Here is a 20,104-nt window from a genome sequence, read left to right on the forward strand (position 1 = left end):
TCTCGTCTAACCTATATAAATTTGAAATCCCCACTACAAAACGCTTTTATGAAGCTGATCGTAGGTGGGGATTTTTTCTGTTATCTTTTGGTGTTTCAGTCGCTGCTCATTTTGCCTTCAGCCGTACCCATGGGGTTTCCGCTGCTTAAAGTAATGCTCTCCGCCAAAGTGGAATCGGATTTCAGCGTATATTGGATAATGTCCTCAGCTTTCAGGTCAGCTAAGCTGATCGTGTTCTCCTGACGCGTGCCATTGTCGGAGGTCACCGTTACAATTTTGGTATCAGCATCAATTGTAATATCTGTGGTTTGCTCGGAGAAGGTTTGCTGCATCCCACCGCCCTGTGGTCCACCACCTTGTCCACCGCCGTCAGGGCCACCTCCTTCCGGCATTCCCCCCTCTGGAGGTGTACCGTTTTCTGAGCCTTGATCACCTTCGGATCTTTCCGGTGGAGTACCGGCCTGACCATTTTGCATATCGGCTCCAGCCGTACCTCCAGTGCCTTGTGCAGGCGGGGAAGGCATTTCTGACGTATAGATTGTAATCGTGTTGTCGCTAATACTCTTAATCTTGCCGAAATTCATGGACATGTCGGGTCTGCCGTTTTGTTGATTGTCGTTTCCTTGAGATTGCTGTGCATCAGTGTTATCTGCGGGTGCCGTCTTCGCTTGGTTATTGGCAACTGCTGTTCCTTCGGCCTCCGAATTCGTGCTGCAGCCAGCCAATAGTAGAGAAGCGAGTAGACTTCCTGAGATCATAATCGGTATTAATTTCTTCATTTATTTTCTCTCCTTAATAGTTTTAGATTGATTAGGAGAAATATATCAGACGGTTCTGAAAGGTTGCTTAAGATCAGCTGAAAGTTTGCCTAAAGAAATAGATCAAGGAAATGCTATATAATAATCATATAAGTGGGATAAAACTCTACAAAGGTAAGTCATGGTAAGACATAACCAACGTTCAGGAAAGAGGCAGTACATGAAGAATTTACTCGTAACAGGCTACCGTGCGCATGAGCTCGGTATTTTTGACAATAAACATCCGGGAATTCCTTATATCAAAAAGGCGCTGTCTAACAGATTAAAGCCGCTAATTGAAGAAGGCGTCGAATGGATTATTACCCCTGGCCAGTATGGTGTCGATCTTTGGGCTTGTGAGGTGGTAAGTGAACTCAAGACTCAATATCCTGAATTGAAATTAGGGATCATTACGGCGCATACTGGACAGGAAGAGAAGTGGAAGGAAGAGAAGCAGGAGGAATACCGACGTATTATTGCGGGTGCGGACTTTTGCAGGGCGGTCAGTAATGCCCCTTATGACGGCAGCTGGCAGTTCCGGGCCAGAGATGACTTGTTGTTCCGCAAAAGTGACGGGATATTGCTCTTTTATGATGAGGATGCGGCGGAAGGCAGCCCGAAGTTTTTTAAAGAACGAGCGCTGAAGCTGCATGCAGAGGGGGACTACGAGCTGTTTCTTATTCATTCTGATGAGATTCAAAATATTGCCGATGAAGAAAATCAGCGAGATTATGAATAAAGCTACGAACGAAGACATCGCGAAATAAAAAAGCCCGAATCGGCATTGGGAAATCACCGTTACGGGCTTTAGTTTCTATTTGAACGAGAGGTGGAGAATAGGATGAGTGAGGTCAATCAAGCAGATATTTGTTATGTTATTTTGCTTAGCCCGACGAATCAAGACCGTAGAGACATGGAGATTATTCGTGGTCATGTTAAACATTTACAAGAGCTGGACCGCAAAGGACAATTAGTGCTGTGTGGTCCATTTAGTGATTGTCCTGGCGGCATGGTTATTGTAAAAGCGAACTCACGCGAAGAAGCCGTTCTCCTTGCCGAAAAAGATCCTTACGTGCTGTCTGGCATTCGTAGCTATGAAGTGCGTACATGGAGTCTGTCCCATGAGGGAAACAGGCATTTAGGTATTGTTCCACTCCAGGAATAGGTTTAATCAAATGAAGCTTTTTAGCGAAGGTGCTTTTCGCACCTTGTAATGCTGCTCATAAGCATAGGCTAGCTTGATAAGCGTGGGCTCATGATAAGCTTTTGCGGAGAAGGTTACACCAAAGGGAGCACCGGCCGACGTGTACCCAGAAGGAACGACGAGGGACGGATATCCTGCTCTGGAAGTAATTCTGGCGCCAAAATCGGCAGGGAACAGCAGGGCATCCAGATTGTATTCTTTCATAGTGGCATCGATGCCTTCTTCCTTGCACAGCTTCAGGTCAGTCGCACGATGGCGTAAATATTGAGCTTCGCTTTGTGTGCCGGAGGAGGTATATTCCGCATCTATTAACGTAGCTTGACCAAATCTCAAAGTCTCCACAGGGTGTGCATGATTAAAATCAATAATATCCTTCAAGGTTCGCATAGGTGCTCCGGGGCTCAAATGAGATAAATAAGCATTCAGTGCTGTTTTGAATTCGTTTAATACCACCGAAGAGTAACTAATTTCGCGGGCGGTTTTAATATCCGCGGGATCAATGATGGTTGCTCCAAGCTCTCTCATCCTGTTGACGGAAGCGTTGAACAAGGCAAGCTGCTCATCTGTTAGCTCCTCAAAATAATAATCACGTGGTATCCCAATTCTAGCTCCCTGCAAACCATTCGGATCAAGGAATACAGTATAATCCCCGTGGACTTTACCTGTATTTGTTCCCATCGCTGCATCGTGCTGATCATTGCCCAGCATGGCGTTTAGTAGCAACACGGCATCATGAACGGTTCTAGCCATAGGCCCTGCGGTGTCTTGTGTATTGGAGAGCGGCAGGATTCCTGAACGGCTGAGCAGCCCCACGGTTGGCTTAATGCCGATGATGGAGCCCAAATTACCGGGATTAAGAATCGATCCTGAAGTTTCTGTGCCAACAGAGACCGTACAGAAATTACAAGCGACAGCTACTGCTGAACCCGCACTAGAGCCGCCGGTTGGCGTAGAAATATTGTAGGGGTTAAGGACTTGCCCGCCGCGGGAGCTGTAACCGGAGGGCATGCCGTTCGTCATAAAATTGGCGAATTCGGTCATATTGGCTTTACCCATAATAATGGCTCCGGCTTCACGCAGCTTGGTAACTATAAACGCATCTTCCCCGGCAAAAGAATTCGCCAAAGCCAGCGAACCCGCACTTGTATGCATTTTGTCCCCAGTATTGATGTTATCTTTCAACAACACAGGTATCCCGTGCAGCGGGCCGCGAGGGCCATTAATTGCCCGTTCCACATCCAGAGATTCTGCGATAAACAACGCATCAGGATTAATCTCCAGTACAGAGTTAATCGTCAGGCCGTTTTTGTCGTGATCAGCAATACGTTCATAATACATGAGAACTAGTTGTTTTGACGTAATTTCTCCGGCTTCTAATGCAGCTTGGATGTCCGGTATGGTGGCCTCTACGATTTCAAAACTCATATGCGTTCACGCTTCTTTCCCTCTAGGATATGGCTTCTCCTTCATCTAACCATAATTTGGGTGTTGTTGGTAGTTTTCTTTTTAGACTTACATTTTGATTGGCCATTTGATATATTCAGGTGTGCATTGTAATTTTTTTATTTTTCTAGATTAGGAGCTAAATTAAGAACATGAAAAACCACAACTTTGCTTCAAAAATTATCACTTTTTTTGTGGTGATGATAAGTTTTGCTGTTTTATTTTCAAGTCAAGCCTTTGCGGACGACAGTGATCTCAAATGTTATTTGGACGGTAAGCAATTACATTTTAATGTAAGTCCTATCCTGAAAGATGGAGTTACATATGTACCCATGCGGTCGATATTTGAAGCTTTAGGCGCAACTATAAAATGGGATAATCATGCGAAGTCGGTCTCAGCGGTTAAAGGGGATATTAACATTTTTTATCTGGTCAAAGAAGGAAGAGTAATTGTAAACGCCAAAGAGAATGAGCATGTCTTAAAGGGTATCAATTTTCAAAATTATACACTCGTCCCTCTAAGATTTATTAGCGAAGTGTTGGGTAGTAGTGTCACTTGGGATGAAGGTGCAAAATCTATTTACATAACCTCACCAGTTGCCGAGGAGAAGCTTATTGCTCCGGTTAACAGAACAATTTCAGTAGGAAGTCAAGAGCAATCAAAATCGTTATCAGATGAGAGAAACAGGTTTGTTATAAACGTAAAGCACTACGGTATTAAAAATAATCAGTTGTATAGCTTGCTCGAATTTTCTAACATGGATAATAAAGACATCTCAATAAATTTTAAGCCCGGTGATCAAAAAATCATAAAGACGTTCTCAAAGGAAAAGGATCCCATGCCGACTCTGAAAATTGAAAATTGTACGGAAGTAACCCATAAAGTAGTTATCGATAATATTGGCGGGAATATATATAAAATCCCGGAATTTTCAGTTAATCAGGCGTGTGTCAGTTCCAACCAATCCCAACAAGATGCGCTTGATGTATGGCGGAACAACAATTCCGGCCTCTCGGAATTAGGCAGTAACCTCGTGTCTGTCCGTAAATATATTCAAGATCAGACGGGTGGGCTGCAAAACTTTGTGATCCCAGCCAATAAAGCTGAACAGCTGATCTTGGTCGCCCCAGTTGGAGGGAAGGATAGGTTGGTTGTGGAGGGCAGTTATTTTGTAGGAGGTCTATCAAATAAGACTATAGAATTCCAACTAGATTATGAAGTGGTTTCCGAGCTCGATTTGGGTATTTATAGTTACATATATACGGAACCTGTATATTAAGGATCGTTTTATTAGAAAAGAGGTGTCCGAACGGCCAAAATAAATGGCTGCTCAGACACCTCTTTTATTGTTAGTGTGTAGATTAAAGTCTGACAATTACTCCTGTGCTGCTGTAAACCCCTCTTCCGCTAAATATTCTTTAGCTTCCTCAAGCGTTTCAAACGCCATCTCCAGATTGAGGTCGGCATAGACATACCATAAATCATCCTCAAGCTTTAGGGTTAGGGTTTGGCCCTCATCATTAGTCCAGAGTGTATCGGCAGTTGCCGCAGCCTTTTTCTTTCTTTTGCTGGCTACAGGAGCATCAGGAATGTAAATAGACAGTGAGGTGATGGAGGCATCCAGCAAACTACGCAGCTCGGATTCCGAGTAGTCGCGAATATTCACGAAGCCCTTATCGTCTGTCTCGTAGCCCCGCAGTAAGCCTGCGAACACATAGCCATTACCATTTGGATGCAGGTGAAAAGCCACGGTTTTCTTATCATGCTGGCTTTCCTCGTAGTGATAGTTCACGCGCCCAAGGGATACGTTTTTGCGTTCCAGCTGGGGGTAAGAGTCGAGAATCGCTAATTTTTGTTCAAAAGTAAGCATATACAGCCTCCGGTTTTCGGTGTGATTGTGCACATGATTATACCATGTCGATGGATCGTAGACTATTTTTTTAGTCATCAAGCGGCAGAGACAGCACGAAGGTGCAGCCTTTGTCTGAGTGCTCCTCAAGCACGAGGCTTCCATTCATAGATTCGGCCAACAGACGGCTGAAGGTTAGGCCGAGTCCTAGACCACGCAGTGTGCTCTGCTTGTCGCTGCCCCGGAAGAAGGCTTCGAAGACATGCTCACTATGATTGGATGAGATGCCAAGCCCATTATCTTGAACACGGATTTCGGCAAAGCCATGACCTTGCTGCTCCAGCAGTTCTATCGTAAGCTGCACCCTTCGATCAGGAGCTTTGGCTTGTACGCTGTTATTAAGTAGATTGACGATAATCTGCTGGATACGAAGGGAGTCCCCACGCAAAAACAAGGGATTGATCGGCATATGGAGCACGGGTTCAGCAACTTCTTCCGCCTGTGTCAGCTTCCATTGATATACGATTTCGGATATCAGGGGTACGGCATCCAGTCGGTCGTGACGAACGGAAACTATTCCTGCAGTCAGGGCATTGTAATCCAGAAGGTCGGCTACCATTCGCTGCAACCTCCCAGCCTCCAGCAGGGCAATATCCAGAAATTCCACAGCTTCATCACCTTCAACGACCCCTTCGCGGACGGCATGCACCAGGCCTTTAATAGAAGTTACGGGTGTTTTCAACTCATGGGAGACTCCTGCCAGCATTACGGCTCGAGACTGCTCAAATTGCTGTAACTTGCCTGCCATCTCTTCAAAAGATTTCATCAGCTCATGAATTTCCCGCTCTTTAGCATCCTTATCTAGAACGATATCATAACGGCCATGGCTGATTTGAGCCGCTGCCTCGACTACCTTCTGAATGGGTTTTGCCAGTTTACGAGATAAAAGGTAAATGGTTAGCCAACTTAAGATGATTAGAAACAGCAGCAGTATGGAGAAAAATATGATCTCCTCCTGTGGAATATGCCGCAGTGATTTTTTGGATTGCAGGACAATAACCTGTCCCAGCGTTTCGTCATTCGAATTTATGGGAGCCACAGCAGCTTTAAACTCCGGACTGCGGGAGTCGTTCAGGCTATCATTAAGCTTATATCTCATTTCCTTGTCAGTTAGAGGTGGCAGGGAGAATAGCATTTGACCTTGTTGATCAGTAATGATCACGCACATCTCTATGGTTAACTTGAAAAACCGTTTCCGGTCTTCGATCAGCTTTTCGAGATTTTGGCTGATTTCAATGGAGCCTTCCATATTTAAGCTGCGATCTGCAATCTCCTGTGCCAAAAGCCCCGCAGTCTGCAGACGATTGCTCATAGCCTCCTGACGGATCCACCATAATGTAGCTAAAGCTGTGAGGAGCAGGCCTACACTAATAATGAGCAGATAACGTATCGTCCAGTAAGAAAGGATAGAGGTACGTTTGGCGTTGTTTCTCTTTAAGTTGTCCATAATTGATATCCCGTCCCCCTTAGGGTACGGATTTCCCCCTCACTAGTAGGCCAGTGCGACAACGCTTGGCGTAGTCTTTTGATCGACAAATCTACCGCCCGGTCGCTTCCTTCATAATCCATTTCCCATACAAATTCTATTAATTGCTCACGCGTACAAATCTGATTAGGCCTTTCAGCGAGAAATAACAGCACTGACATATCCCGAGGACTAAGACTCAGCTCAGCCCCATTCAAAAAGACAGCACGTGCTGTGAAGTCGATAAACAAACTGCCATAATGCCGTTTACGGCTGCCATCTGACCACTGCGAGGGACGGCGTAAGACAGCGTTCACACGTGCCACCACTTCCTCGGGAATAAAAGGTTTAGACATATAATCATCCGCACCACCGTCGAGGCCGGCTAGCCGGTCATTGATCCCATCTCTTGCCGTCAGCATGATCACAGGGCAGCTGCTTTTTTCACGGATGAGCTTAAGCAGTTCAAAGCCGTCCATGTTTGGCAGCATGATGTCTAGTAATACTAATGAAGGAGGAGATATAGCAAAAGACTCCAGCGCAGCGCGTCCATCAGCTACACGGGTGACTTGAAAGCCTGCTTTTTTCAGATAAGCACTGAGGACCCTAGAGATGGCTTCTTCATCTTCTACAACAAGAATGGATTTCGTCAAATTGGAGTACCTCCAGTCCATAAAATTTACGACAAGTTTAACACATCATAGCCCGCTCTGCTCTGACTTCTTCCTGACATATTGCTTTGTTAGAATGAGGGACGAGCTTGAAAGCATACAGAAATTATGAATATTGGAGGGAACAGGATGAAGAGAAAAAGAATAGCCTTGATCGCTGCAGGAGTTATTATCGTAGGAGTAGTCACAGGTTATACATTACTGGATAAATCGCTGGGCAATAATGTAGAGATCGAGTCCGTGATTCCAAATCAAGCAACAACAGCAGGTGCTGGAGAGACAACAAATAACACTGGAGCATCAGCAGGGGTGGCGGTCACAGCCGAACAATTAAACGGGGATTGGACCCTTGCGGAGACCTCTAAAGTCTATTGGTCAGTGACGACCTCTAAAGAAACAGTAAACTTCGTAGACAACAAAGTTCAGGGCACCTGGAAGGTAAATATAGAGGATTCTACTTCGATGGCCGGGGAAGGGACAGTGGATATGAGCGCTCTGGATTCTGGCAATAGCCAACGGGACGAGCATGTAAAAGGAGAGGATTTTCTATCCGTTACGGAATTTCCACAATCCACGTTTGTAGTGAAGTCATTTTCGGAGCTGCCGGCAGAATGGACTGAAGGAGCAACTGTGCCTGTTGAAATGCAGGGGACGCTTACCGTAAAAGGAGTAGAAAAGGACGTCACCTTTCAGTCGCAAGCGGCGTATAGCGGGGGACAGTTGATGTTGTCGGGAACGACAACAGTAGCCTTTTCTGACTTTGGTCTAAGCAATCCCCACACCGTTGTGCTGGATACAGAAAATAATCTTGAGGTTCGCTTGGAGCTTGTGCTGACAAAATAGTAGCTCTTCCGTAAGGATAACGCTGCTGTGAATTTTATAGAGAGACTGTACTGAAGAGATTTTCCCAGGCCGTGTTGGCGTTTGGGAGAGTCTCTTTGGTTTGGAATGAATTGTATGTTTTAATAGTAGTATCTGTCGAATAACTAGCAATAGTGGAGGTGTTCTTTATGATCAAGGTGGCGGCAGCAATTATACATAATGTAGAAGGGCAGATTCTTATTGCCCGGCGGCGGCAAGGTAAATCGCAGGCAGGTCTGTGGGAATTTCCTGGTGGCAAAATAGAGCAGGATGAGAGCATCGCAGAGTGTCTGCAAAGAGAGCTTCAGGAAGAGATGGGCATCACAATCCTTCCCTATGAGAGCTTTGGCATAAACGAGCATAACTATGGAGAGATAAAGATCCAATTGATTGCTTGGAAAGCGCGGTATCAGGGAGGTGTAATTGATCTGGTGGATCACGACGAACATAGGTGGGTGCTTCCGGCTGAGCTGGGTCAGTTCATGTTTGCTCCGGCAGATCTTCCTTTTGTAGAACGTCTACTGATGGAATCAAAGCCGGATTGAAGGGAGATAGAATATAATATAGAAGAAAGGAAGAGCTTAAATGCCTGTATATGAAAAGCTAGTGCGTGACGGCATCCCCGATTTGATAGCTTCTCAAGGGAAAGATTCTAACACAAGGATATTAGAGTCCAAAGAATACATAACTGAACTACGTAAAAAATTGCAAGAAGAGTCGGAGGAATATTTTCAGGCAGCAAGTGATGAAGAAGCTTTGGAGGAGCTTGCCGATATGCTGGAAGTGATTCAGGCTCTGGCGGAGACACATGGGAGCAATAGCATGGAGCTGGAGAAGCAACGTGCAGAGAAAGCTAAACGTCGCGGTGGATTTAAGAAGGGGATATATCTGATTGAAGTGGAAGGAGAATAACGGGGAGATTATTTTTCCGCACAAGGAGGGTAAAACGTTGTTCAAAACCAAACTGACGATGATCTTAAGCAGTGTGGTGGCCTTGATTCCTGTAGCTATTTATTTATTCCTTTATTCCAAAATGCCGGATACCGTCCCGATTCATTATGATGGGAACATGGCTGATCGATTTGTAAGTAAAGCTAGTCTGGAGGTTATTTTGCAAAGCGGGCTGGGTTGTTTGGGATTCATAATTATGAAGCTTTTACAGTTCCTTTTGCAAAAAGCGTTTATTCAAAGCTCTAACGAGCACTCAGCGGCTTTGAGCAAGATCTGGAATATTGCTATTTTGGTGGTGACGGTGGTGTTTGCTGGCATCAGTTCCTATACATTCATTAGAATGGTCTGATAGAATTAAAGAGACTTAGCAGAAGGATTAGGAGGAACATGCAAATGAAAATGGACAACGCTTACAAGGTGAGATGGGGAATTATTAGCACAGGCTGGATTGCTCATCAATTTGTTACTGATTTGGCGCATGCCAGTAATGGTGTGGCTTATGCCGTTGGGTCAAGATCTCAGGAAAGTGCCGATGAATTTGCTAAAAATCATGGGATTCCGCATGCCTATGCAACCTATGAGGAATTGCTGAATGACCCAAATGTAGACGCGGTATATATTGGAACGCCGCATCCTTTTCACAAAGAAAATGCTTTAATGGCGCTGCGTGCAGGCAAAGCTGTCCTGTGTGAGAAACCTTTTACCGTAAACAGCGGTGAATTGGAAGAAGTTGTGGCCTATGCTAGAGCGCATAAGTTATTCCTGATGGAGGCGATGTGGAGTCGCTACATCCCGGCGATTGTAAAGGTTAGAGAATGGATTGCTGAGGGCAAGATCGGTGATGTTCGTTTGGTGAAGGCAGACCTAGGGTTTCGTACCGACTGGAACCCGGAAGGCAGATTGCTGAATCCGAAGCTGGGCGGGGGTGCGCTGCTGGATGTGGGGATTTATCCGGTTTCTTTTGCCTCCATGGTGTTTGGACCTCATCCTGAGTCTATTTCCAGCACAGTGCACATAGGTGAGACTGGAGTGGACGAGCATTTCTCGATGCTGCTGTCATATGGTAACGGGAAAACCGCTTCGTTGAACGGTGGTATTCGTCTTAACATGTTGGAGGAAGCGCATGTGTTTGGCACAGAAGGCCGTATTACTGTAGAGGGTACATTAGTGAACCCGAAATCGGCTGCGCTTTATATAGGAGATGAGAAGGTAGAGAGCTTTGTGGATGACCGTGCTTCTATTGGATATTGTTTTGAAGCGGAGGAAGTAGGACGGTGTCTTCAGGCAGGGCTTACAGAGAGTCCGGTGATGACATTGGATGAATCGTTAGCGATTCTGAAACTGCTGGATCAAGTGCGTGCACAGTGGGGGCTTAAATACCCTGGAGAGTAATTAAAATATAAATTAAACACCCCTCGGTGCAGTGCTGCACAAGTAGCTCCGAGGGGTGTTGTTATATTAACTAAGCTGCGCTAGTTCTGATTATTGGCGTTTTTGCCTGCCTGAACCCAGCCGGCCACTTCAACGGTACGCTTCGCTTGATGAAAAACAGCGTCACGGATCCGATCCTGATCTTCGATCATTTTACCGTCTCCATCTACGCTGACACTTGTTCCGTAAGGGTTGCCTCCCGCACCGAATGTGACTGGATCAGTATAACCGGGTGCTGCAACAATTGCTCCCCAGTGATACATCGAGGTGTAGAGTGCCAAAATCGTAGCTTCTTGTCCACCATGCGGGTTCTGTGCTGAGCTCATGGCGCTGACGACTTTGTTTACTGTTAGTCCTTTGCCCCAAATGCCACCGGTTGTATCAATGAACTGCTTCATCTGGGAAGCAATGTTACCGTAACGGGTTGGGGAACTGAAAATAATCGCATCTGCTTCGACTATATCGTCGGGTGTGGCGACTGGGATATCTTTTGTTTCTTCAGCTAGGGCCTTCATGGCTGGATTTGCGGCGATTTTATCCTCGGGGACCAGTTCCTGCACCTTCAGCAGTTTTACCTCAGCTCCTGCTTTTTCTGCGCTTTCCGCGGCCCATTGTGCTAGCTGGTAGTTAGTTCCTGTGGCACTGTAGTAGATGACAGCTAATTTGATTTTTGACATGCTGTAGTCATTCCCTTCGAGTGTAGTTCCATACTATTAATTACCCTAATGGTGTCTTTATAACCCAGACTGAAATCAATCTATTCGAACTGGACAGACAGGTGTCCACTTTGCCTGTGTATACTAAGTTCAATCACAGGAAATGAGGGAGAATGATGAATACTTATTTTGTAGAGAAAGCGAAAATGACCTTGGCTGGGGTTAGCATACGCACAACTAATGAAGTGGAAATGGGACCTGATGGAGGTTTGCCGCAGCTGTGGGAAACTTATTTTCAGAGTAATATTGCGGGGCAGGTAGCTACGGTAAATTCTGAGTATATCTATGCGTTGTATACGGATTATGAGAGTGATGCGAGCGGAGCGTATACCGTTGTGATCGGGCATGAAGTAGCTGAGGAGAGACATTTAGAGGGAAACCAGCTAGAGGAAAACGGTCTAGAGGAAAGCGAGCTAGAGGAAAGCGAACTAGAGAAAAGCGAGCTAGAGGAAAACGAGCTAGAGAAAAGCGAGCTAGAGGAAAGCGAACTAGAGGAAAACGAGCTAGAGAAAAACGAGCTAGAGAAAAACGAGCTAGAGAAAAACCAACTAGAGGAAAGTCAACTAGTGGAAAACCAACTAGAGGAAAACCGACTGGAGGAAAGCCAGTTCACCTATGCGGTTGTACCGGAGAGCAAATACATGGTTTTTACGACGAAAAAAGGTCCGGTATTTGAAGTGGTAGCGCAAGCGTGGGGGGAGATTTGGGCGTACTTTAAGGAGTCTAGGGAGGCAAGAACTTACACGGGGGATTTTGAGATTTATGATTCGCGAAATTTTGATCCTGCTGACACGCAGGTTGAGATTTATATTGCGATTGAATAGATTAGGGGAAAGATGCTTTTGTGTGCTTAGTGGGTTAAGTGCTTGAAAAGTTTTATTTTATAGGAAATTGTTTAAAGGGAAGTATTTTAGAGGGAAAAAGGGGTTTAAGGGAGTTGCTTCTGATAGTAGTACCAAGCAACTTTCGAGAGAAAGGGGGCTGCCGAGAGGTAGTCCCTTTTTCCGTTGGCGTAGCGGATACCGCGATGAAGGGGTACTTGACGGTAGAAGAGAATATAAACAAATTAAAAGAATACATACATTTGAAAAGATTATATACATCTAAAAAAATATGTACATCAGTAAAAAATAATGAACAACGACTCTTATCTCATATGGGGATGTGTTGTTAATCCTTGCTGAGGCTTGCATTTAGGCAGACGGGGGGAGACATAAGAGAAGCCCTAGAGTATATATACTTAACTAATGTGTCTGCGGAAAATTGTACGGTAAAAATCCCGTAGATTTGCTGGATTGGCAGAAGTGGCGGGGATGTACGGTAGAAATCCCGCAGAATAGCTGGATTGAGACAAAGTGGCAGGAATGAACGGTATAAATCCCGTAGATTTGCTGGATTGGGCAGAAGTGGAGGGAATGAACGGGAAATATCCCGCAGAATAGCTGGATTGAGATAAAGTGGCAGGAATGAACGGTATAAATCCCGTAGATTTTCTGGATTGGGCAGAAGTGGAGGGAATGAACGGGAAATATCCCGTAGATTTGCTGGGTTGAGCCAAAGTGGCGGAAATGTACGGTATAAATCCCGCAGAATAGCTGGATTGAGATAAAGTGGCAGGAATGAACGGTATAAATCCCGTAGATTTGCTGGATTGGGCAGAAGTAGAGGGAATGAACGGGAAATATCCCGTAGATTTGCTGGGTTGAGCCAAAATGGCAGGAATGAACGGTAGAAATCCCGTAGAATCGCAGGGTTAGGCGTAGGTAGCAGAGATGTACGGTAAAAATGCTCTACATCAGCTGCATAGCGTCGAATTAGTTAGAAATAAGAGCAAAAATGCTCTACATTAGCCGCATCGAGCCAAAGTAGCAAGAAAGAGAGGCAAAAGTGCCTTACATTAGCCGCAAACGCCGCTCGGACCTAGTCAAAGTTAGTTTGGTAGGGGAGCTAGTGGTACTGGGGTATTGTTAATGGAGTTAATGCGCTTATGGAACTGATCTAGTTGGTGAAACTAACGAGTTGATAGAGCTTGTGTAACTTTGTAACAGCTGGAGTTGGTGAAGTTAGTTAAACTAATGTGGTTGATAGAGCTACTCTAGTGGTAGAAACTAACGAAGTTGTTAGAGCTGAAGTAAATGGTGTAGTTGGCAAAGCTAGTTAGTTAAGCTAATGTGGTTGATGGAGATGAAGTGATTGGTGAAGCTGATGTAGTGCATGTAGTGCATGTAGTGCATGTAGTGCATGTAGTGCATGTAGTGCATGTAGTGCATGTAGTGCATGTAGTGCATGTAGTTCGTTGAGTCGGCGGATCTGATGGAGTTGAGTAGAGATGCCCGATTAGCCAGCACACCAATATACAGAAATGGAGAATGCCAAATGGGAAAACAATTTACCGCTATACTACCAATACATGAAGAGTTTATTCTTCGGCAGCACCTTTTTTTCGTAGGGTCGGCGCCGCTTTCAGAAGATGGGCATGTTAACCTTTCGCCGAAGGGGCATGATTGTTTTCGGATTTTGTCTCCTAATCAGGTGGCCTATCTAGACATGACTGGCAGCGGTAATGAGACGAGCGCGCATCTGCTGGAAAACGGAAGAGTGACGGTTATGTTTTGTGCGTTTGAGGGGACGCCTAACATTTTAAGACTGTATGGAACAGGGGCTGTGATTTTGCCTGAATCAGCAGAATGGGAAGCACTGTCCCCTATGTTTACATCTCTGCCTGGAGCCAGACAGATCATTTTGATAGATGTTCATAAAGTGCAGACTTCCTGCGGATTTTCGGTTCCATTCATGAATTATGCGGGTGAGCGAGATACGTTGCAGCGTTGGTCTATCCAAAAGGGCGAGGCAGGTCTGAGAGAATATAGAGGAGAGAAGAACACTAAGAGTATAGACGGGCTACCCACACCTCTTGGACAAAAACTGACTAGACAGGATCTCCCATACTCATGACCAATAGAAGGAACATACAACCCATAGGATTATTCACCCAAGACGCTAGAAGCTTCCCGCGACTTTCAAGGTAGTTCACCCAAGTTGCTAAAGTTTCCCGCAACTCTCAGGGTCGTTCACCCAAGAAGCTAGAAGTTTATCGCGACTCTCAAGGACGTTCACCCAAGTTGCTAAAGTTTCCCGCAACTCTCAAGGTCGTTCACCCAAGTCACTAGAAGCTTCCCGCGACTCTCAAGGTAGTTTTCCGCAACTCTCAGGGTCGTTCATCCAAGTCGCTAGAAGTTTATCGCGACTCTCAAGGACGTTCACCCAAGTTGCTAAAGTTTCCCGCAACTCTCAAGGTCCTTCATCCAAGTCGCTAGAAGGTTCTCACTACTCCCAGGGTCGTTCACCTAAGTCGTCAGAAGGTGACACCCTACACTCAGAGTTGTTCACACAACCCGCTAAACTTATCTCACTACTAATCATGGTCGTTCACTTGTCGACATAGGTTATGCCACCGTCACTATATTGAATCTCACCCACCACACTACTAACTTCACATATTCATAATAAGTAATCCCGAAATCCCGAAATCCCGTAATCCCGTATCCTGCATTCCATAATCCCTACCGCCCAAAGCTCATGCTACCCACGGATTCCACTATAAACACAGGAACATATTGCTCGCCTATGTCTGTTCCAACAAGCTCATATCCATTCTGATATTGGCCACTAACTAACGCGTTACCTGTAACGGAACCCACTTCTCCTTGGAGAAAAATATAAATCCCATCCGAGTAAGCAAGACTATTACCGAAGTTATCTACGACGATTTCACCATGAAAAGAGACCTTTTCAAAAGGATGAGTGGTCAGATCCGCAGCTGAGATTACAGCATACTCCTGAACAATCTCCGCGAATTGATAGATGCCGTCTACTTTACGGTAAAGTGCCGTTTGCCCGTCAACACCGTCTCCAAGATCCGCATTAGGCACGAAAATAGAGTCATCGGACTGCAGTTCATAACCATCGCCAGCTATTGAAAATAACTGCGAAATACCATTCGATTTCATCTCATATGCTGTGAAAAGGGTGCGTCCACCTTCAACCTCAGATTGGGCTAAAATTACAGGTATACCTGAAGAGGTTGCCAACTGTCCATTAAAAGTAAGACTGCGCAGACTCTCAAAGCGTGGCAAGCTGTTTCCGGTTAATGTGACCACATTGTCGTCGTTATTCATCGCAGCATAATAGAGCACGCCACTGTTATCCGTCCCGGCGACGATCACTTTTGTGCCCGATAGTCCTTTGCGGGAGATGACGTTGTCGTATTTGTCTTGCTCTTCACCGCCAGGAAGGAGGCGAACAGGCTCAGCGATATTCCAGGCCAGCCTAGCAGCGGCAATGTTTGTCGAAGTATCCTCTAGCGGAGCAAGTTCTCCGTATAATTGTATCGCCTCAGCATATTGACCTTTAGTAGTCAGACGTTTGGCATTTTTTAGTAGCTTAGTCTTACTAGTATCGATCAAAGTCAGCACCTTGGATGAAGTGACACCTGCCGATCCTGCAAAATTACGATAAGCTACAGCATGCCCAGCAAAAGCTGTAATATTGTCACCTTCGAGATCTTTGTTCAGGATGATCTTTCCGCTGCTTTCTGCTTGTTGAAGTACCCAAGGAGCTTCGTAATTATGCTGGCTATAAGCACTCATCAGGGACAGGGTGCTTTCCAGCATACCGGTAAAGTTTCCTGCTCCAGCTAAGGATTTTAATATAGCTGTATCATGGCTTTTAAATTTTGAGGCTAGTAAATCCTCTTTGGAAGCTGCACTTCCATAATAAGCATCAGGAATCTGCAAAAGATTCCATTTGAAGTTCTCTTCATTACTCACCCCTCCGCTCTGGTTCTGGGCAAGCTCGGCAAGGAACTGCTCCTTAAACTGACGGAAATAAGAGGTGAACTGGTCTGAAATGCCTGAGGCCGACGATAACTGGCGATAATAGGATTCATAGGGGCCGTCTGGCTTCATATATGTAGCTTTTAAACTGAGCAGAGCTTGATAGCTCTTCATAAATCCGGCAAAATCCATAGTCGCTGCTTCCTCCTTAGTAGAGGCTACCAAAACATTCAGAACTTTGCGGATATCTGTGATTGGAGCTAATTCATCCAGACGCTTTGCGACTCTTTCTTCCAGGTAATGAATAGAATGGTTGGCCGCTGCTTGGCGGTACTGATTCTCTGCATTAATCAGATCCCCAGCAGCGTAGAGACGGTCGGCTTCTTTGGTGATTTGTATTTTATCTGCGATGAGAAAAATCTTCTGTCCAAGCAGCACAAGCATGCATATACACAAAATGATCATAAAGTTTCGCAGGGTTATTAATTGTTTGAACGTCATATAGAGTAGCCTCTTTTTTCAAAATATAAGAAAGCCTAAGAAAGTATAAGTTTTACAGTATACATCATCCTTATATTTCTGTGAGAAACGGTTGGTTATCATCAATAAGGGTGATGTTTGCTTTATATTGGCTCATCTTAGCTTTCAGGTCTATTGGACCTCCGGGTCCCAGCGATATTTGGCTTCACGAATGTCAGCTACCCTGAGGTCTAAGCCGTTCCAAGGTTCATGGGGATTCGCAGCAATGAGTTTGGACAACCGCATAAAACGGTCTTTGGGCAGATCTTGCACGTATCGGCCAATCATATTGGAGTAGAGCAGGGCATAACGCTTCATTCTTACCGCCGCTCCCGCAACGCTCGTAAGGATGGTTAAGCCGTTAGCCATCTGGCGAATCTCCACTTCATAGTTCTTCACGTAGCGTAGTGTGCGATCCTTAATGAGATCGGGACGGACTTTAGCGATCTCGCCGATATATTCGGCTAGCAGTGGTTCGAAGTCTTTTAGAAGAAGCTGCTCCAGTTCTAGATCCATATCCTTGCGGAGTAAAAATCCATGCAGCAAAGCCACTCGCTGCCGCGCGATCCGGTCGCCGCGAAGCAGGATGGAGAGCTCGCGCAGCTTCTCATAGGCAAGAACATCATCCTCACGGAGTACGGAGACAGCTTCCTGACGGTTGACCTCCAGCCCTTCCTTGATGATGCCGATCCCACGACCAAGCAGCTCATTGAGAGAACGAAGATTCTCGTTCTGCCTTACTTTTCGCTGCGTATAGTACAATAGTCCAGCAAGCACAAGACCCCCGGCACCACACAATATCATTTGTTGGATGCTATTTCCAAAATAGACAGAGGCTAGTGTGAGCAGTAAGATGAATAGTAGACGGGTATGCATCTTCCGTCTGGCTAGTGATGCTGCGTGCTGCTCTACAGCAATAAGTGAGGCTCTGCCACATTTGCTACAGCGGTCTTCGCCAAGAGCGGTATACCGCCCGCAGTGGCGACAGATGAGCAGCTTGTCATAAGCGTAACGCGGGGCCTTGAAAGGCCGGAAGGTAACGGGTCTTTTCTTATTCACGGCCTTTATCGCCTCCGTTCAAAGCGGCTAGCAGTCGATCGTTAATATCATCACGTGTCAGTGGTTTGCGCTGATGTGCGGCATAAATGGAAATCTGAATTACGGCAATTAGGAACGTAATCCCAAGAATGACGTATGAAATCATGGAACAATCCTTTCTCATGGACGCTCTGCAGTCCAGATGGCTTTTAGAATGATAATCTTCTATGCATCAATGCACTGGGTCCAGCGGTCCTAAAGTTGAAGTTTACAAGGTTTAATTATATCATAATGGCATGCTATTTACAGATTTTAGCGATAGTGCTGAACCTGTCATATGTGCCTAATATAACACAAGAGGAGCCCTATTTATGCTTCGTAAATATCAAAGTATTAGAACAACCAAGACTCTCTTTCTACGTATCTTTCCGGTATTGCTCCTGGCTCTTTGTCTAGCTGCCTCGCCTTTTGCAGCTGTTAAAGCCTATGCAGCAACGTCGGCGCAATCTCACATTGATGCTGTGCTTCTTATTGATGTCAGCAACTCCATGAAGACTAGTGACAAGAACAAAATCGCCAACGAAGCGATGAAAATGTTCATAGATATGTTATCCACCCAAGGTGATAAAGTAGGTATTGTTGCCTATACCGACAAGGTGCAACGGGAAAAGGCTCTGCTGCAAATTAGCTCGGAGAGCGATAAGCAGGATTTGAAGGATTTTATTGATGGTTTGGACCGAGGAGCTTACACCGATATCGCTATTGGCGTAGAGGAAGCTGTGAAGGTTCTGCAGAATGGAAGTGACCCTTCCCATGAGCCTATCATTGTAATGCTCGCTGACGGCAATAATGATTTCAACAAAGCGACAGGCCGGACGCAAAGTGAATCAGATAAAGAGCTGAAGGCGGCCGTAGAGGTTGCCAAAAAGAATGGCTATCCCATCTATACCATTGGACTTAATGCAGATGGCAAGCTGAATAAACAAAGCCTCGCCGACCTGTCCAATGAGACAGGTGGTAAAGCATTTTCGACGGACTCAGCAGATGATCTGCCGCAAATCCTGAGTGAGATTTTTGCCAGCCATTTGAAGTTGAAGTTAGTGCCTGTGCAGTCGATTACTGCAAATGGCGATTATCAGGATGTGACCGTCAACGTGCCTAACGGCAGTGTTTTGGAAGCCAATATCTCAATTATGTCTTCACAGCCTGTGACAGCGAAATTAACGGACCCGTCAGGGAAAGAAGTTGCGATCCCCTCAAACAATGTCCTGCTGTCCAAGTCTTCTACTTATAGCTTGATTAAGCTACTGTCACCGCAGGAAGGAGATTGGAAACTTCAGGTTAAAGGTGTGCCAAAGGATAAGATTGATATTAATCTAGTCTTTAACTATGACTTGGAGCTTAAGATCGATGCGCTGCCATCAGCAACCTATAAAAAGGGTGATAAAATCGACATCACCTCGCATCTGTTCAGCAACGGTACTCAGGTAACACTCAGTAATTTGTATCAAGATATGAAGGCGGTACTGCTTGCTACAGATATCGATACAGGTGATGTGCAAGAAATCGAACTGGATAACTCCGGAGCTGTCTTCACGGGTACATTTGAGGTAAAAGAAAGCCATAACTACGAGTTGAAGGTACGGGCAGAGGAAAGCAGCTTTTATCGGGAAAGTGCACCTGTCCAAATCAGCGCGAAGACAGGCGGAGCAGCAACAACAGCACCTTCTACAGGGACTGGCAAGGAAGAACCCCTGAAGGAAGCTTCATCCAAAACCCTGTATTACATTATAGGGGGCATTCTTTTAGTGCTGGCAGCTGGTGCAGCATGGTATGTGCTGAATAAGAAATCGGCACGTGGTTTTGTAGGACAGCTGGTAGTAGAGGTTAAAGACAGCAATACGGGTGAGAAGACCTACCCACAATATAAGAAGCTTGCAGGCTTCAAGGGCAAGTTCACCCTTCATCAGCTGCTGCAATTGGCGCCTGAACTGAAGGAGAGCGAAAGTGTTATTTTCACACCGGCTAAGAATGACCGATTGCTGTTACGCAGCGGAGAAGGTGTTACTGTGGAGAGATCCGGACGTGCTGCGGATGCTTCGCGTGGTCTTGAACTGAAGAGTGGGGACCGCGTTTCAGTATCTCTACAGACGGTAGATAAGACGATTTATCTGGAATATTTAGTATAGTAGGCAATGGCAATGTATGCCGCAGAAATAGTTTTGCTGCAAGATATCTGAAGTACAGCTTCCGCAAAACTTTT

Annotated in this window: 21 protein-coding genes; 12 read left to right on the forward strand and 9 right to left on the reverse strand. The window is 45.5% G+C overall.

Annotation, left to right across the window (positions count from 1 at the left end):
* Nucleotides 1-95: 95 nt before the first annotated feature.
* A complete protein-coding gene (locus NSS82_RS04660) occupies nt 96-779 on the reverse strand; it encodes a hypothetical protein (protein WP_076274026.1) in 684 nt (227 codons plus the stop codon).
* Between the two features lie 199 nt (nt 780-978).
* On the opposite strand from NSS82_RS04660, the gene NSS82_RS04665 reads away from it, so the two are divergent.
* Nucleotides 979-1,536 (forward strand): DUF1273 domain-containing protein, encoded by a 558-nt coding sequence (locus NSS82_RS04665; RefSeq protein WP_038568847.1) that lies wholly within the window; start codon nt 979-981, stop codon nt 1,534-1,536.
* Between the two features lie 102 nt (nt 1,537-1,638).
* The gene (locus NSS82_RS04670) at nt 1,639-1,962 is read left to right on the forward strand and encodes a YciI family protein (protein WP_052096790.1); all 324 of its coding nucleotides are present in this window, start codon (nt 1,639-1,641) and stop codon (nt 1,960-1,962) included.
* Between the two features lie 6 nt (nt 1,963-1,968).
* Here NSS82_RS04670 and NSS82_RS04675 read toward each other — a convergent pair whose 3' ends face one another.
* Nucleotides 1,969-3,426, reverse strand: coding sequence for an amidase family protein (locus NSS82_RS04675; protein ID WP_076274027.1), 1,458 nt, complete (start codon nt 3,424-3,426; stop codon nt 1,969-1,971).
* 170 nt (nt 3,427-3,596) lie between these two features.
* Between NSS82_RS04675 and NSS82_RS04680 the strand changes: the two genes are divergently transcribed.
* A complete protein-coding gene (locus NSS82_RS04680) occupies nt 3,597-4,724 on the forward strand; it encodes a copper amine oxidase N-terminal domain-containing protein (protein ID WP_076274028.1) in 1,128 nt (375 codons plus the stop codon).
* Nucleotides 4,725-4,820: 96 nt separating this feature from the next.
* Here the strand turns inward: NSS82_RS04680 and NSS82_RS04685 are convergent, their stop codons facing one another.
* From NSS82_RS04685 to NSS82_RS04695, 3 genes are all read right to left on the reverse strand, one after another.
* Nucleotides 4,821-5,315, reverse strand: a complete 495-nt coding sequence (locus NSS82_RS04685; RefSeq protein ID WP_076099543.1) for a hypothetical protein — start codon at nt 5,313-5,315, stop codon at nt 4,821-4,823.
* Nucleotides 5,316-5,385: 70 nt separating this feature from the next.
* A complete protein-coding gene (locus NSS82_RS04690) occupies nt 5,386-6,801 on the reverse strand; it encodes a HAMP domain-containing sensor histidine kinase (protein ID WP_076274029.1) in 1,416 nt (471 codons plus the stop codon).
* Nucleotides 6,789-7,472: a response regulator transcription factor gene (locus NSS82_RS04695; protein ID WP_232061150.1), complete on the reverse strand. Its 684-nt coding sequence runs from the start codon at nt 7,470-7,472 to the stop codon at nt 6,789-6,791. Before NSS82_RS04695 ends, NSS82_RS04690 begins: the two co-directional genes overlap by 13 nt.
* A gap of 147 nt (nt 7,473-7,619) precedes the next feature.
* Here NSS82_RS04695 and NSS82_RS04700 point away from each other — a divergent pair, with 147 nt between their 5' ends.
* The 5 genes from NSS82_RS04700 (at nt 7,620) to NSS82_RS04720 (ending at nt 10,694) form a co-directional block, all read left to right on the forward strand.
* Nucleotides 7,620-8,333: a YceI family protein gene (locus NSS82_RS04700; RefSeq protein ID WP_038568856.1), complete on the forward strand. Its 714-nt coding sequence runs from the start codon at nt 7,620-7,622 to the stop codon at nt 8,331-8,333.
* 167 nt (nt 8,334-8,500) lie between these two features.
* A complete protein-coding gene (locus tag NSS82_RS04705; protein WP_036680800.1) occupies nt 8,501-8,896 on the forward strand; it encodes a (deoxy)nucleoside triphosphate pyrophosphohydrolase in 396 nt (131 codons plus the stop codon).
* Between the two features lie 40 nt (nt 8,897-8,936).
* A complete protein-coding gene (locus tag NSS82_RS04710; RefSeq protein ID WP_076224966.1) occupies nt 8,937-9,263 on the forward strand; it encodes a nucleoside triphosphate pyrophosphohydrolase in 327 nt (108 codons plus the stop codon).
* A gap of 37 nt (nt 9,264-9,300) precedes the next feature.
* A complete protein-coding gene (locus tag NSS82_RS04715; protein WP_081387265.1) occupies nt 9,301-9,651 on the forward strand; it encodes a DUF1648 domain-containing protein in 351 nt (116 codons plus the stop codon).
* A gap of 44 nt (nt 9,652-9,695) precedes the next feature.
* Entirely contained in the window at nt 9,696-10,694 is a 999-nt protein-coding gene (locus NSS82_RS04720) for a Gfo/Idh/MocA family protein (RefSeq protein WP_081386790.1), read from the forward strand.
* Nucleotides 10,695-10,774: 80 nt separating this feature from the next.
* Here the strand turns inward: NSS82_RS04720 and wrbA are convergent, their stop codons facing one another.
* A complete protein-coding gene (gene wrbA, locus NSS82_RS04725) occupies nt 10,775-11,410 on the reverse strand; it encodes an NAD(P)H:quinone oxidoreductase type IV (RefSeq protein WP_036680804.1) in 636 nt (211 codons plus the stop codon).
* Nucleotides 11,411-11,562: 152 nt separating this feature from the next.
* Here wrbA and NSS82_RS04730 point away from each other — a divergent pair, with 152 nt between their 5' ends.
* The 3 genes from NSS82_RS04730 to NSS82_RS04740 all read left to right on the forward strand — a co-directional run bounded on the left by NSS82_RS04730 (nt 11,563) and on the right by NSS82_RS04740 (nt 14,404).
* Nucleotides 11,563-12,273: a GyrI-like domain-containing protein gene (locus tag NSS82_RS04730; RefSeq protein WP_339279586.1), complete on the forward strand. Its 711-nt coding sequence runs from the start codon at nt 11,563-11,565 to the stop codon at nt 12,271-12,273.
* A 1,347-nt stretch (nt 12,274-13,620) separates the two neighbouring features.
* Nucleotides 13,621-13,749 carry a hypothetical protein gene (locus tag NSS82_RS04735; protein ID WP_256718633.1) on the forward strand — a complete coding sequence of 43 codons (129 nt, stop codon included), beginning with the start codon at nt 13,621-13,623 and terminating at the stop codon, nt 13,747-13,749.
* Nucleotides 13,750-13,825: 76 nt separating this feature from the next.
* Nucleotides 13,826-14,404, forward strand: coding sequence for a pyridoxamine 5'-phosphate oxidase family protein (locus NSS82_RS04740; RefSeq protein ID WP_038568865.1), 579 nt, complete (start codon nt 13,826-13,828; stop codon nt 14,402-14,404).
* A 608-nt stretch (nt 14,405-15,012) separates the two neighbouring features.
* Here NSS82_RS04740 and NSS82_RS04745 read toward each other — a convergent pair.
* From NSS82_RS04745 to NSS82_RS04755, 3 genes are all read right to left on the reverse strand, one after another.
* Complete coding sequence (locus NSS82_RS04745; RefSeq protein WP_076274031.1) at nt 15,013-16,785, reverse strand: hypothetical protein; 1,773 nt, start codon at nt 16,783-16,785, stop codon at nt 15,013-15,015.
* Between the two features lie 150 nt (nt 16,786-16,935).
* The gene (locus tag NSS82_RS04750; RefSeq protein ID WP_076274032.1) at nt 16,936-17,862 is read right to left on the reverse strand and encodes a hypothetical protein; all 927 of its coding nucleotides are present in this window, start codon (nt 17,860-17,862) and stop codon (nt 16,936-16,938) included.
* Complete coding sequence (locus NSS82_RS04755) at nt 17,855-18,007, reverse strand: hypothetical protein (RefSeq protein WP_155986556.1); 153 nt, start codon at nt 18,005-18,007, stop codon at nt 17,855-17,857. Before NSS82_RS04755 ends, NSS82_RS04750 begins: the two co-directional genes overlap by 8 nt.
* A 205-nt stretch (nt 18,008-18,212) precedes the next feature.
* Between NSS82_RS04755 and NSS82_RS04760 the strand changes: the two genes are divergently transcribed.
* Nucleotides 18,213-20,030 (forward strand): vWA domain-containing protein, encoded by a 1,818-nt coding sequence (locus tag NSS82_RS04760; protein WP_076274033.1) that lies wholly within the window; start codon nt 18,213-18,215, stop codon nt 20,028-20,030.
* The last annotated feature ends 74 nt before the right edge of the window (nt 20,031-20,104 follow it).

The sequence above is a fragment of the Paenibacillus sp. FSL H7-0735 genome (genome assembly GCF_038008505.1).
Taxonomy (GTDB): Bacteria; Bacillota; Bacilli; order Paenibacillales; family Paenibacillaceae; genus Paenibacillus_AQ; species Paenibacillus_AQ odorifer.